The organism is Martelella endophytica, assembly GCF_000960975.1.
In the GTDB taxonomy this organism is placed as follows: domain Bacteria; phylum Pseudomonadota; class Alphaproteobacteria; order Rhizobiales; family Rhizobiaceae; genus Martelella; species Martelella endophytica.
Map to the genome: position 1 here is coordinate 4305227 of NZ_CP010803.1, position 14071 is coordinate 4319297.

Sequence of the window (14071 nt, forward strand, 5' to 3'; positions counted from 1 at the left end):
CGGTAAGCGGGGAAGGTCGCAGACGCGCCTCTTGGCGGGCGCGCCTGCCGTTTTGTCATTCCGCAGCGTCGGGAAGCTCTGCCTCAGGCTCTTCGGGAGCCTCGGCCTGGTTTTCGAGTTCAACCGACAGGCCCAGCGAGCGCATTTCCTTGACGAGAACGTTGAAGCTTTCCGGAATACCGGCTTCGAACGTATCATCACCACGGACAATGGCTTCATAGACCTTGGTACGACCGGCAACGTCATCCGACTTCACGGTCAGCATTTCCTGCAGCGTGTAGGCGGCGCCGTAAGCTTCCAGAGCCCAGACCTCCATTTCGCCGAAGCGCTGGCCACCGAACTGCGCCTTACCACCGAGCGGCTGCTGGGTGACGAGCGAGTACGGACCGATCGAACGGGCGTGGATCTTGTCGTCAACCAGGTGGTTGAGCTTGATCATGTACATGTAGCCCACGGTCACCTTGCGGTCGAAGGGTTCGCCGGTACGGCCGTCATAAAGAACCGACTGACCCGACGGATCATAGCCTGCCCAGGACAGCATTTCCGAGACGTCGCCTTCATGCGCACCGTCAAAGACCGGTGTTGCAATCGAGACACCGCGCTTGGCTTCATCGGCCAGACGCACCAGGCTCTCGTCATCGAAGGTCGAGACTTCGTCCTTGGCTTCCGAGGCATAGACCTTGGTCAGCGTTTCCTTCAGCGGCGCGATGTCATTGGTCTCGCGATACTCTTCGAGCATCTCGCCAATGCGCTTGCCCATGCCGGCACAACCCCAGGCCAGATGCGTCTCGAGGATCTGACCGACGTTCATGCGGCTCGGCACGCCGAGCGGGTTCAGCACGACATCGACATGCGTACCGTCTTCCAGGAACGGCATGTCCTCGGCCGGCAGGATGCGGGAGACCACACCCTTGTTGCCGTGACGGCCAGCCATCTTGTCGCCCGGCTGGATCTTGCGCTTCACAGCCACGAAGACCTTGACCATCTTCATCACGCCCGGAGGCATTTCGTCGCCGCGCTGGACCTTCTCGACCTTGTCCATGAACCGCTGTTCAAGCCGGTTCTTGGATTCGTCGTACTGGCCACGGAGCGCTTCGAGTTCGCCCTGAACGTCTTCGCTTTCAACGGCAAACATCCACCACTGCGAACGCGGATAGGCCTGGATCACCTCATCGGAGAGCTCGACACCCTTCTTGAAGCCCTTCGGGCCTGCAATCGAGGTCTGGCCGCGCAGCATGTCGGAAAGACGGGCATAGACGTTGCGGTCCAGAATGGCCTGCTCGTCGTCGCGGTCCTTGGCGAGGCGTTCGATTTCCTCACGCTCGATCGCCATGGCGCGCTCGTCCTTCTCGACGCCGTGACGGTTGAAGACGCGAACTTCAACGACGGTACCGAAGGTGCCGGGCGGCATGCGCATCGAGGTGTCGCGAACGTCCGAAGCCTTTTCACCGAAGATGGCGCGCAGAAGCTTTTCTTCCGGCGTCATCGGGCTTTCGCCCTTCGGCGTGATCTTGCCGACGAGAATATCGCCCGGATGCACTTCCGCGCCGATGTAGACGATACCGGCTTCATCGAGGTTCTTCAGCGCTTCTTCCGAAACGTTCGGAATGTCGCGGGTGATTTCTTCCGGACCGAGCTTGGTGTCACGGGCCATGACCTCGAATTCTTCCAGATGGATCGAGGTGAAGACGTCATCCGAAACGATCCGCTCGGAAAGCAGGATCGAGTCCTCGTAGTTGTAGCCGTTCCAGGGCATGAACGCGACGAGCGCGTTACGGCCGAGCGCCAGGTCGCCGAGATCCGTCGACGGACCGTCAGCGATGATGTCGCCCTTGTTCAGAATGTCACCGACGCGCACCAGCGGACGCTGGTTGACGCAGGTGTTCTGGTTCGAACGCTGGAACTTCATCAGCCGGTAGATATCAACGCCCGACTTCGACGCATCGAGGTCTTCGGTGGCGCGGATAACGATACGGGTCGCGTCAACCTGGTCGACGATACCACCACGCTTGGCAGCGATCGCAGCGCCCGAGTCACGGGCAACGACCGGTTCCATGCCGGTACCGACGAACGGAGCTTCGGCTCTGAGAAGCGGCACGGCCTGACGCTGCATGTTCGAGCCCATCAGCGCGCGGTTAGCGTCGTCGTTTTCCAGGAACGGAATAAGAGCGGCGGCAACGGAAACGAGCTGCTTCGGCGAAACGTCCATCAGGTTGATGTTTTCGCGCGGGGCCAGCATGACTTCGCCGGCATGACGGCAGACGACGAACTCTTCGGAGAAGGTGCCGTCATCGTTCATCACCGAGTTGGCCTGGGCGATGTAGTACTTGGCCTCTTCCATGGCGGAGAGGTAGATCACATCGTCGGTCAGCTTGCCGTCATCCGAAATCTTGCGGTACGGGCTCTCGATGAAGCCGTACTTGTTGACGCGGGCGAAGGTCGCAAGCGAGTTGATCAGACCGATGTTCGGGCCTTCCGGCGTCTCGATCGGGCAGATACGGCCGTAGTGGGTCGGATGCACGTCGCGGACTTCGAAGCCGGCGCGTTCGCGCGTCAGACCGCCCGGGCCAAGTGCCGAAAGACGACGCTTGTGGGTGATTTCCGACAGCGGGTTGATCTGGTCCATGAACTGCGAAAGCTGCGAGGAGCCGAAGAACTCACGCACGGCAGCAGCTGCCGGCTTGGCATTGATCAGGTCCTGCGGCATCACGGTGTCGATCTCGATCGAGGACATACGTTCCTTGATCGCGCGCTCCATGCGCAGGAGACCCAGACGATACTGGTTCTCCATCAGCTCACCAACGGAGCGGACACGACGGTTGCCGAGATTGTCGATGTCGTCGATCTCGCCCTTGCCGTCACGCAGGTCGACCAGCGTCTTGACGACGGCCAGGATGTCGTCCTTGCGCAGCACGCGCATGGTGTCCGGAGCGTCGAGGTCGAGACGCATGTTCATCTTGACGCGACCGACGGCCGAAAGGTCGTAGCGCTCGGCGTCGAAGAACAGCGAGTTGAACATCGCTTCGGCCGAATCCATGGTCGGCGGCTCGCCGGGGCGCATGACACGGTAGATGTCGAACAGCGCGTCCTGGCGGTTCTCGTTCTTGTCGGCAACCAGCGTGTTGCGGATATAGGCACCGACGTTGACATGGTCGATGTTGAGGATCGACAGTTCGTCGATGCCCTGCTCGATGATGCCGGCAAGGTTCTTCTCGTCCAGCTCTTCGCCGGCTTCGAGATAGATCTCGCCCGTTTCCATGTTGACGATGTCTTCCGCAAGGAAGGTGCCGTAAAGCTCTTCGTCGCTGACCTTCAGCGCCTTGACGCCGCCGTCGGAAAGCTTCTTCAGCATGCGCGGAGTCAGCTTCTTGCCGGCCTCGATGACGACTTCGCCGCTGTCGGCGTCGACGAGATCGGTGACGGCTTTCTGGCCGCGCAGCCGCTCCGGCGAGAAGGGAACCTTCCAGCCTTCGCCATCACGCGTGTAGGGCGCCTTCTCATAGAAGGTTTCGAGGATTTCCTCGGTATCCATGCCGAGCGCCATCAGCAGCGACGTTACCGGGATCTTCCGGCGACGGTCGATACGTGCATAGACGATGTCCTTGGCGTCGAACTCGATGTCGAGCCAGGAACCACGATACGGGATCACGCGGGCAGCAAACAGCAGCTTGCCGGAGGAGTGGCTCTTGCCCTTGTCGTGGTCGAAGAACACGCCCGGCGAACGGTGCATCTGCGAGACGATAACGCGCTCGGTACCGTTGACGATGAACGTCGCGTTGTTGGTCATGAGCGGCATATCGCCCATGTAAACGGACTGTTCCTTGATGTCCTTGATGGACTTCGCGCCGGTATCTTCGTCGATATCGAACACGATAAGACGCAGCTTCACCTTCAGCGGCGCTGCATAGGTGAGGTCGCGCTGGCGGCATTCCTCAACGTCGAACTTCGGCTGTTCGAACTCGTAGGAAACGAATTCGAGCATCGAAGCGCCCGAGAAATCGGTCATCGGAAAGACGGATTTGAAAACCGCCTGCAGCCCCTCGTCGGGACGACCGCCCTTGGGCTCGTCTACCATAAGGAACTGGTCGTATGATGCCTTCTGAACCTCGATGAGGTTCGGCATTTCCGCGACTTCCGGGATCTTTCCGAAAAACTTGCGTACGCGCCTGCGACCATTAAAGGAAAGGGTCTGAGCCATCGTCGCTCCTTGTCAATCTGCATCCGGGCCTGCAACAGACGGTCACCGATGGCCAGTCGGCTCCGTCATCATCAAAGGGTCTTCTTGAGAACCCATTACCCAAAGGCCCGAAAAGGGACTTTGGGTAATGGTTTCAAATCAGTTTTGGCCCTGCGGGCGGAGGACCCGCCCGCAAGACACAAATAGTAGAGCTTACTTGAGCTCGACCTTGGCGCCAGCTGCTTCCAGCTTGGCCTTGAGGTCGTCAGCTTCGGCCTTGGAAACAGCTTCCTTGACCGGCTTCGGAGCGCCTTCGACGAGGTCCTTGGCTTCCTTGAGGCCGAGACCGGTGATGGCGCGAACTTCCTTGATGACGCCGATCTTGTTACCGCCGGCATCAGCCAGGATAACGTCGAATTCGGTCTTTTCTTCGGCGGCTTCAGCAGCAGCGGCAACGCCACCGGCAGCAGCAACAGCAACCGGAGCAGCGGCGGAAACGCCCCACTTTTCTTCGAGCATCTTGGAAAGCTCAGCAGCTTCGAGAACCGTCAGCTCAGAGAGTTCTTCTACGATTTTGGCGAGATCAGCCATGTTAGTCTTCCTTTAGTGTGTCTGGTTCGAACTGGGTCGAAATTTTCGTAAACAGCGAAAAACCGCCTCAAGCGGCTTCGTCCTTCGTGGCGTAGGCGTTGAGCACGCGCGCAAGCTGGCTTGCGGGTGCCGAAGCAATCGTCGCGATGCGGGTAGCCGGGGTCTGGATCATACCAACCAGCTTCGCACGCAGCTCGTCCAGCGAAGGCATCGTCGCAAGCGACTTGACACCATCAGCATCGAGCACGGTTGCCCCCATGGCGCCGCCGATGACAACGAGCTTGTCGTTGCCCTTGGCGAAATCCATGACGACCTTCGGAGCCGTCACCGGGTCATCGCAATAAGCGATGAGCGTCTGACCTGTGAACAGGTCAGCCATTCCCTCGGACTCCGTACCCTGAAGGGCAATCCTGGCCAGGCGGTTCTTCGCGACTTTGACAGTGCCGCCCGCAGCGCGCATCTTCGAACGGAAGTCGTTCATCTGCGCAACGGTGACACCGGCATAGTGGGCCACGACAACCGAACCGGAAGCCTTGAAGACTTCGTTCAGTTCCGTGACGAATTCGCGTTTTTCCGCTCTTTCCACTGCCTATCTCCAGTTGACAGGACCATTATCGGACCTGCCGGTTTGCCTTTGCCGCATGGGGCTTCTTGTTTTTATCCAAGATCCCAAGCGACGCTCGAGGATCCTGCCCCCTTTGGCGCGCGATTTCTCAAGCGCCTAGGCACAACCAGGTTCGAACCAAACTTTTCCGCCAAAGGGCTTGGGGCCAGAGCCGCCGCACCGTACGGTAAAAATTGGGTCTCACCCGTCTCATGCAGGCAATGAATTAAGGTTGCCCACCTGCAATCTCGGACAGGAAACCGGAATTTTCATTCCGGATTTTTCCGGGCCCTGGAGCCCGGAAACTTGTTACCGGAAGCAGAAGCTTCCGGAGAATTCGTGGCTTACGCGCCGACCGACGAGAAGTCGATCTTGACGCCCGGGCCCATCGTCGAGGACAGCGCAACGCGCTTGACGTAGTTGCCCTTGGCGCCTGCCGGCTTTGCCTTGACGACAGCGTCGGCAAAGGCGCGGATGTTTTCTTCCAGCGCATTGACGTCGAACGAGGCCTTGCCAACGCCAGCGTGAACGATACCGGCCTTCTCGACGCGGAACTCGACAGCGCCGCCCTTGGAAGCTTCAACAGCCGCCTTGACGTCCATCGTGACCGTTCCGACCTTCGGGTTCGGCATCATGCCGCGCGGGCCGAGCACCTTGCCGAGACGACCGACGAGCGGCATCATGTCCGGCGTGGCGATGCAGCGATCGAAATCGATCGTGCCGCCCTGAACGGTTTCGACCAGGTCTTCCGCACCGACGATGTCCGCGCCGGCTTCCTTGGCTTCATCAGCCTTGGCGCCGCGGGCGAAAACGGCAACGCGCACGGTACGGCCCGTGCCGTTCGGCAGGTTGACCACGCCGCGGACCATCTGGTCTGCATGACGCGGGTCGACACCGAGGTTCATCGCAACTTCGATGGTCTCGTCGAACTTGGCGGTGGCGCGCTCCTTGACGAGCTGCACGGCTTCGGAAAGCGAGTACAGCTTGTTGGCGTCGATGCCTTCGCGGTTCTTCTGGATACGCTTTGCAATCTTGGTCATGGCAATCAACCCGTCACTTCCAGGCCCATGGCGCGGGCGGAGCCCTCGACCATGCGCATTGCGCCTTCGATATCGGCGGCATTGAGGTCGCTCATCTTCGCTTCGGCGATCTTGCGGACCTGCTCGGCGGAGATGGAACCGGCTGCGGCCTTGCCCGGCGTCTTGGAGCCAGACTTGATCTTCGCTTCCTTCTTGAGGAAGTAGGAGACCGGCGGCTGCTTCATGACGAAGGTGAAGGACTTGTCCTGGAAATAGGTAATGATGACCGGGATCGGCATGCCCTTTTCCATTTCCTGCGAGGCGGCATTGAACGCCTTGCAGAATTCCATGATGTTAATGCCACGCTGACCAAGCGCGGGACCGATCGGCGGGGACGGATTAGCCGAACCTGCCGGGACCTGCAACTTGAGCTGGCCTGCAACTTTCTTAGCCATTACTCTGCCTTTCCTTATTCAGACCGGCTTGCCGGCCCTTCATGCCGGCATCTGCCGGCGGCTGCGGTTGCGTGGTGCGAACATCAATGGACACCGGCTAAGCGTCCGTTCTTCCACGCGAAAATGCCCCAAAGGGCAAACCTTTTAAACTTTCTCGACCTGAGCGTATTCGAGCTCAACCGGCGTGGCACGACCGAAGATCGAAACCTCGACCTTCAGGCGGGCGCGCTCTTCATCGACATCCTGTACAACACCGTTGAACGATGCGAACGGACCGTCGGAAACGCGGACATTCTCGCCGATCTCGAAGGATACCGTCGCCTTCGGGCGCTCGACGCCTTCCTGCACCTGGCCAAGGATATGCTCGGCCTCGGAGTCCGGAATCGGAACCGGCTTCTGGTCACTGCCGAGAAAGCCCGTGACCCGCGGCGTATTCTTGATCAGGTGGAACACCTCGTCATTCAGGTCGGCGCGCACCAGCACGTAACCCGGAAAGAACTTGCGTTCCGAATCGACCTTGCGGCCGCGACGGACCTCAACGACCTTTTCGGTCGGAACGAGGATACGATCAAAGAAATGATCGAGGCCCTTCTGCTTGGCCTTCTCCTCGATTGCCTCGGCCACCTTCTTCTCGAAGTTGGAATAGGCATGTACAATATACCAGCGCATCGCCATCTTGCTTCTCCCCTTTTCCCGATCAGGCGCCGAGATTGAGGATGAAATTCATCGCCAAGCTCAAAAGCTGATCGGCAGCGAAAAAGAAGAACGCTGCCACGACAACCATCACCATCACCATGAGGGTGGAAATCACAGTTTCGCGCCGTGAAGGCCAAACGACTTTGGCCGTCTCAGCGCGCACTTGCTGCAGAAACGTGAATGGATTGGTTTTCGATGCCATAAACTGCCCACGCCTTTACGGCACGTAAAGCGGAAGTTTCCAGCTCCACGCACCGCGAGTCTGTTTTGCATTACATATCATCGTTTTTCCCCAATTCAAGAGAAAAACGAAACTGATCCGAAATTTCGACATTCCACGCCGAAGCGCGAATGGCAGGGGCAGAGGGGCTCGAACCCCCGACCTGCGGTTTTGGAGACCGCCGCTCTACCAACTGAGCTATACCCCTTCACCGGATCCGGCTGCATGCGTTTCCGCGCCGCCCGACCTGATCTGGCGCCCCATTTACGGGGATGGGGCGCGCTTGGCAAGAGTGTTTTTGATGATTACCGGGGAAGCGTTCAGGAAAAGCAGGCCACCTGTCCCCGCAGTGACTGCTTGCCCCTCCTCCAGCCCCTACGCCCCCAGTGCCGCATTGTCCGGATCGAACGGGCTCTCCTCCACCACGGTCGCATCGTAGAGCGCGCCGAGGATCTTGATCTTCAGCTTGGTGCCGGGGGTCGCATAGTCCGGCTTCAGCATGGCAAGCGCAATAGAATGACCGATGCGCCAGCCGAAGCCGCCCTGGGTCGCCCGGCCGGCGAGATTGCCGTCGGCGTCATAGATCGCTTCGGAGCCGCGGGCATCGCAATCGGTGATGCCGTCGACGATCAGCGTGGAAAAGACGGCGGAAAGCCCTTCTTCCTTCTTCGACAGCAACGCCTCCTTGCCGATGAAGTCCTTCGTTGGACGAATGAAGCGGTCGAGGCCTGATTCGTAGGCCGTGTATTCGATCGACATCTCCCGCTGCATCGCGCGGTAGGATTTTTCCAATGCCATCGCGTTCATCGCCCGGATACCGAAAGGCTTGATGCCGAATTCCGCGCCGGCTTCCATCAGCTTGTCGAAGATATAGGTCTGCATCGCGATCGGGTGATGCAGCTCCCAGCCGAGCTCGCCGACGAAATTGACGCGCAGTGCGTGGCAACTCGCCGCACCGATCGCGATCGGCTGACCGGTGAGCCAGGGGAAATCGGCATTCTCCAGCGAGCTCCGCGTGAGCTTCTTCAACAGATCGCGCGATTTCGGTCCGGCGACGACCAGAACACCCATTTCCATGGTCAGCGGCCGAAGCGTCACCGAACCGTCGCTCGGCGCAAGCTTTGCCAACAGGTCGTGGTCATGGTTTTCCAGCCCCGCGCCGGAGACCAGATAGAAGCGGCCCGGTGCCCATTCATAGAGCGTGAATTCCGCCCTCACCCCGCCGGCCTGCCCCAGCAGATGACAAAGCGCGATGCGGCCACGCTTCTTCGGCACCGCATTGGCAAAGATCGAATCGAGAAAGGCGCGGGCGCCGGGACCGGAGACTTCCATCTTGGCAAACGGCGTCATGTCGAGCACGCCGACATGCTCGTGCACATGCTTCACCTCGTTGCCGACATGCTCGAAATAGTTCGAGCGGCGGAACGACCATTTCTCGACGATCCGACCATCGTCCAGCGCCGGCGCGTGATTGTGGCTGGTGATCACATCGGCGCCGACGCCGAGCTCGCTTTCATCGAGCGCATAGCCCGCCGGCGCATACCAGTTGGCGCGCTCCCAGCCATAGACCGAGCCGAACACGCCGCCCGCCGCCTTCAGCCGCGAATAGACCGGCGCGGTCTTCAGCGGCCGAGCGGCGGAGCGCTCCTCGTCGGGATAGTGCATGGTGAAGACGTTGGCATAGGCCTCCTCGTTCTTGGCGATGAGATAGCCTTCCGTCGCATAGGGTCCGAAACGGCGCGGATCGACGCCGGCGAGATCGACGGTCGGCTCGCCGCCGACGATCCACTCGGCAAGCTGCCAGCCGGCGCCGCCGGCGGCCGTGATGCCGAAGGAGTGTCCCTCGTTCAGCCAGAAATTCTTCAGCCCCGGCGCCGGGCCGACGATCGGATTGCCGTCCGGCGTATAGGCGATCGCACCGTTATAGACCTTCTTGATGCCAACCTCTGCAAAGGCCGGAACGCGGGCGAAGGCCGTCTCGATATGCGGCATCAGCCGGTCGAGCTCCTCCTGGAACAGCTCGTATTCGCTGTCGTCGGATGGTCCGTCGACATAGCAGACCGGCGCGCCGGCTTCATAAGGCCCGAGGATCAGCCCGCCCGCCTCCTCGCGCATGTACCAGGCGCTGTCGGATTCGCGCAGCACGCCCATCTCCGGCAGGCCCTGCTTCTTGCGCTCCAGAATGGCCGGATGCGGCTCGGTGACGATGTACTGGTGCTCGACCGGGATGACCGGGACGTTGATCCCGACCATTTCGCCTGTCTTGCGCGCGAAATTGCCGGTGCAGGAGATGACGTGGTCGGCGGTGAAGGCCTCCTTGTCGGTCTCAACATGCCAGGTGCCGTCCGGGTTCTGGTGGATCGCGTTCACCGTGGTGTTGCGCATGATCCGTGCGCCGCGGTCGCGCGCGCCCTTCGCCAGCGCCTGCGTCAGGTCTGCCGGCTGGATATAGCCGTCATCGGGATGCTGGATCGCGCCGAGCAGGCCATCGGTCTCGCAGAGCGGCCAGACCTCCTTCACCTCTTCGGGCGACAGGAACTTTACGTCGACCCCGATGGTCTCGGCGATGCCGGAATAATAGAGATACTCGTCCATCCGGTCCCTGGTCATCGCCAGACGGATGTTCGAGACCTTCGAGAAGCCGACATTGAGCCCGGTCTCCTCTTCCAGCGACGAATAGAGATTGACCGAATATTTGTGCAGCTGGCCGACGGAATAGCTCATGTTGAAGAGCGGCAGCAGACCGGCGGCGTGCCAGGTCGAGCCGGAGGTCAGTTCCTTGCGCTCGATCAGGACGGCGTCCGACCAGCCCTTCTTCGCCAGATGGTAGAGCGTCGACACGCCAACCACGCCGCCGCCGATCACCAAAGCCCTTGTCTTCGTCGTCATCCGTTCCGCCTCTGAGAATTTCGCGCCCGCAGGCATTCTCAAGACTATGCAATGCCGGCCCCTGCCCCCGAAAGCCCGTTTGCGACATGCATGGCTGCGGGCGCGACGCGGTTCGATTTGGCGGCGGCTCAGCGAGCGCCGTCATCGTCATTGCCGGCATCGGGATGATCGTAAGCCGGCTTGGCATCAGTCTCGATGCCGCTTTCCTTCGCCCTTTGCACACGCTTCTCGATTTCCTGTGCCAGCGCATCGGTCTGCCCGCCGCCGGAAACGATGTGAAGGTCGCGCTGCGGGAAGGGAATGGAAATGCCTTCCGCCTTGAAGCGCTCATAGATCGCAACGCGGATATCGTTGCGCACCGTGATGCCGTTGAAGATATCGGCGAGATAGACCCGCACCTCGAAATCGAGTGACGATTCGCCGAAGCCCACGAAGATCACCATCGGCTCAGGGTTTTGCAGCACCAGCGGATGCGAGGTGCCGATCTCCATCAGGATTTCCATCACCTTGCGCGGATCCGCGTCGTAGGACACACCGACGGCCACTTCCGAGCGGCCCATCTGGTTGTGGTGCATCCAGTTGCCGACCGAGGCGTTGATCAGCTCCGAGTTCGGTACGATGATCGACTGGCGCTGAAAGGTCTCGATCTCGGTGGCGCGCACCGAGATGCGCTTCACGAAGCCCTCGGCGGAACCGGAGACGATCCAGTCTCCGACCTTGAACGGCCGCTCGACGAGCAGGATCAGGCCCGAGACGAAATTCGAGACGATGGTCTGGAGACCGAAGCCGATGCCGATCGAAAGGGCCGAAGCCACGAGGGCAAGGCTCGAGAGATTGACGCCTGCCGCCGAGATCGCCAGCAGGCCGGCCAGCACGATGCCGAGATAGTTGATTCCCGTCTTCACCGAATTGCGCACGCCGGCATCGGCGCGCGAACGCAACAGCACGTTGCTGTCGAACCACTTCTCGAACCAGCGCGTCGCCAGAAAGGCGCCGATGAAGAGCAGAATGCCGATGAAGATGCCGCCGAGCGAGATCGAGATCGAGCCGAGCTTGATCGCGGTCAGATGGTTCTCGGCCCAGAGCCTGATCTGCGAGAACCGGACGCCCCAGGAGAGCAGCAGGAGCGTGATGCCGATCACCAGCGCCACGACATAAGTGACAAGCCCGGCGACAAGCGACAACTGGTCGGCGCGCACCGCACTCAGCGAGAACCGCTCGACGAAGCGCCGCCCGAAGCTGGTGCGCATCATGCCGCCCGGCTGCGCCACCGCCTGGCCGACGAGGATACCGATATAGGTCGTGATCAGCACGGCGCCGGTCAGCACCACCTGCATGGCGGCAAACCGCGCCAGCGAGACATATCCCGTCAGCGCGCTCAAAACCACGAAGCCGCCGCCGAGGCGCACGACGAGCCTGATGAAGGAGGGGCGCAGGAAGTTCAGAAGGCCGCGCCCAGGTGCCACCGTCCCCTCTCCTGCCCTCAGCTTGATAAAGGAGATCGCGATCAGGATGCTGCCGATGAGTACCGCCGTTATCAGATTGCGCATCACCTCGAGATGAACGTCGGCGTTCAGCGTATCGTTCAGGACAGCGAACAGCCGGTCGAGCCAGTTGACGGCGACCATGGTCGTCAGCGCCAGGGTCAGCTTGCGCGCGGCGCTGTCGCTGATCGGCAGGAGCCGCCATTGCGGCCGGCCCGGCGCGAGCGTGTTGCGCGACAGCAGATAGGCGAAGGTGATGATCGCGAACACCGCAAACGCCACGCCGACGAACCGCCGGGCATCTGGCAGCAGCACGTTCATGCTCTCAAGCAGGATGAAGGAGGCGATCAGGAACACGACCAGCACGATGATCGGCACCATGGTCGTCCAGAACGCTACCAGCAGCCTCGCGACATAGTCCGGCTCCTCCTCCTGAAAGTCGATCTTGGTGCGCTCGACGAACTTGCCGGAAAGCCGATAGAGGAAGAAGGCGGCGAAGGCGGAAATAACGATCGACAGAGCGAATTCGACGCGCTTCTTTTCCCAGACATAGGTCAGCCAGGCACCGTAGGTCGCCGCGAAATTGTCGACCTCATCCTTCATCAGCGGCCGAAAGTCGGTCGAAAACAGTTCGATCAGCGCCGTGTGCTTGAACAGCGTCTGCTTGAAATATTCGCGCCGCTTGGTGCTGATCTCGTTCGAGAGCGCGTTGGCCGAGGTGGTCAGCTTCGTCGACTTGTCGGAGACGGCGTTGATCTCGGAACGCTGTGCGAGAAGCTGATTGCGCTCATCCGTGGTCACCGCCGGCTCGGGTGGCTCGCCGGGACCGGGCGCCGTGCCAAGCTCGGTAAGGCTGTCGCGCACATTCGAAAGCTGTGTCTCGATCAGGTCCTGCCCCTTGCCGAGCTCGCTCTCGATCTCATCCACCTGCGTCTGCAGCGCGGCAAGCGTCGCGTCGTCCAGGTCGCCCTTGGCCACCTGCTTGGCGATATCGGACAGTGTCTTTTCCACACTGTCGAGGCGCTGATTGGCATCCTGCACTAAGGGGTCGGCGGCCGACGCAGACGCCGGCGCGGCATTCCTGGCCGGTTTCGTCTGGGCAAGGGCACTTCCGGCGAAGGCACAGACAAGGGCAACGAGCAACAGACGGGCGACAAGGGCCGGTAGCAAACCAGACGTGGCGTATCTCAAACCGTGATCCCTTTCCTCTGGCCCGGGCTGAACATCAGGCTAGCATTCATGTCGCGACGACTGCAGGATATTTGTGAACTTTTTCAGACGGACGCGCCGGCGACCTTCCGATTTCGCAACGATGCTATTTCTGTCCCCAGCCGGTATTCTCCTCACTTGCAAGATAGCCGAGCTCGGCGCGGGTCGAGCGGCGCTTCAGAGTCGCATTGCGATGAGGGAAGCGGCCGAAGCGGGCGATCACATCGCGGTGGCTTTCGGCGAACTTCAGATATTCGGGATTGCCCAGTTTCTCGAACAACGCGACGGAACGGTCCTGATCGGCGAGATCCTCCGAATGTTCGAACGGCATGAAGAAGAAGGCGCGGCGCTCCGCGGGCAGCTTCTCGTGCGCGCTGCTCGCAATCGCGAGCTTGGCTTCCCGAAGCGCCAGAACATCCGTGGCAAAGGCCATCGGCGTACCGCGGTAGATGTTGCGCGGAAACTGGTCGAGCACGAGGACGGCGGCAAGCTGGCCCTCCGGAGTCGCACGCCAAGCGCCGCCGATCGACCGTGCGAGCGCCCTGTGAGTCGAGAAGAAGCGGAACAGGATCGTGCGGTCGAGGCCGTCCCGATCCTCGGGATCGAACCAGTCCTTCGGCGTCAATTCCTCGAACCAGAATGCCAGCACCGCCTCCGGGCTGCTGACAGTTTCGGTGAATTCGCTCATCGCCTCTCCTTCCCCTCCTGGCCCTGCAAGGCCAAGACT

10 protein-coding genes and 1 tRNA gene are annotated in these 14071 nt (G+C 60.8%); all 11 read right to left on the minus strand.

Translation table 11 applies throughout. From position 1 onward, the window contains the following. Positions 1-55 precede the first annotated feature (55 nt). Complete coding sequence (gene rpoB, locus TM49_RS20020; RefSeq protein ID WP_045683823.1) at positions 56-4198, minus strand: DNA-directed RNA polymerase subunit beta; 4143 nt, start codon at positions 4196-4198, stop codon at positions 56-58. Between the two features lie 192 nt (positions 4199-4390). Beyond that, positions 4391-4768, minus strand: a complete 378-nt coding sequence (gene rplL / locus TM49_RS20025) for a 50S ribosomal protein L7/L12 (RefSeq protein WP_045683825.1) — start codon at positions 4766-4768, stop codon at positions 4391-4393. A gap of 67 nt (positions 4769-4835) precedes the next feature. Further along, positions 4836-5354 (minus strand): 50S ribosomal protein L10, encoded by a 519-nt coding sequence (rplJ, locus tag TM49_RS20030; RefSeq protein WP_045683826.1) that lies wholly within the window; start codon positions 5352-5354, stop codon positions 4836-4838. A 362-nt stretch (positions 5355-5716) separates the two neighbouring features. Further along, positions 5717-6412, minus strand: coding sequence for a 50S ribosomal protein L1 (gene rplA, locus TM49_RS20035; protein WP_045685555.1), 696 nt, complete (start codon positions 6410-6412; stop codon positions 5717-5719). A gap of 5 nt (positions 6413-6417) precedes the next feature. Further along, entirely contained in the window at positions 6418-6846 is a 429-nt protein-coding gene (gene rplK, locus TM49_RS20040) for a 50S ribosomal protein L11 (RefSeq protein WP_045683828.1), read from the minus strand. 144 nt (positions 6847-6990) lie between these two features. After that, complete coding sequence (nusG, locus tag TM49_RS20045; protein WP_024707355.1) at positions 6991-7521, minus strand: transcription termination/antitermination protein NusG; 531 nt, start codon at positions 7519-7521, stop codon at positions 6991-6993. A 22-nt stretch (positions 7522-7543) separates the two neighbouring features. Beyond that, positions 7544-7744 (minus strand): preprotein translocase subunit SecE, encoded by a 201-nt coding sequence (gene secE / locus TM49_RS20050; protein ID WP_045683831.1) that lies wholly within the window; start codon positions 7742-7744, stop codon positions 7544-7546. A gap of 150 nt (positions 7745-7894) precedes the next feature. Continuing rightward, positions 7895-7970: transfer RNA gene (locus tag TM49_RS20055), tRNA-Trp, on the minus strand. A 167-nt stretch (positions 7971-8137) separates the two neighbouring features. Continuing rightward, a complete protein-coding gene (locus TM49_RS20060) occupies positions 8138-10651 on the minus strand; it encodes a GcvT family protein (RefSeq protein ID WP_045685556.1) in 2514 nt (837 codons plus the stop codon). Positions 10652-10779: 128 nt separating this feature from the next. Further along, the gene (locus tag TM49_RS20065) at positions 10780-13176 is read right to left on the minus strand and encodes a mechanosensitive ion channel domain-containing protein (RefSeq protein WP_144409626.1); all 2397 of its coding nucleotides are present in this window, start codon (positions 13174-13176) and stop codon (positions 10780-10782) included. A gap of 274 nt (positions 13177-13450) precedes the next feature. Beyond that, complete coding sequence (locus TM49_RS20070; protein WP_045683833.1) at positions 13451-14032, minus strand: DUF924 family protein; 582 nt, start codon at positions 14030-14032, stop codon at positions 13451-13453. Positions 14033-14071: the final 39 nt, after the last annotated feature.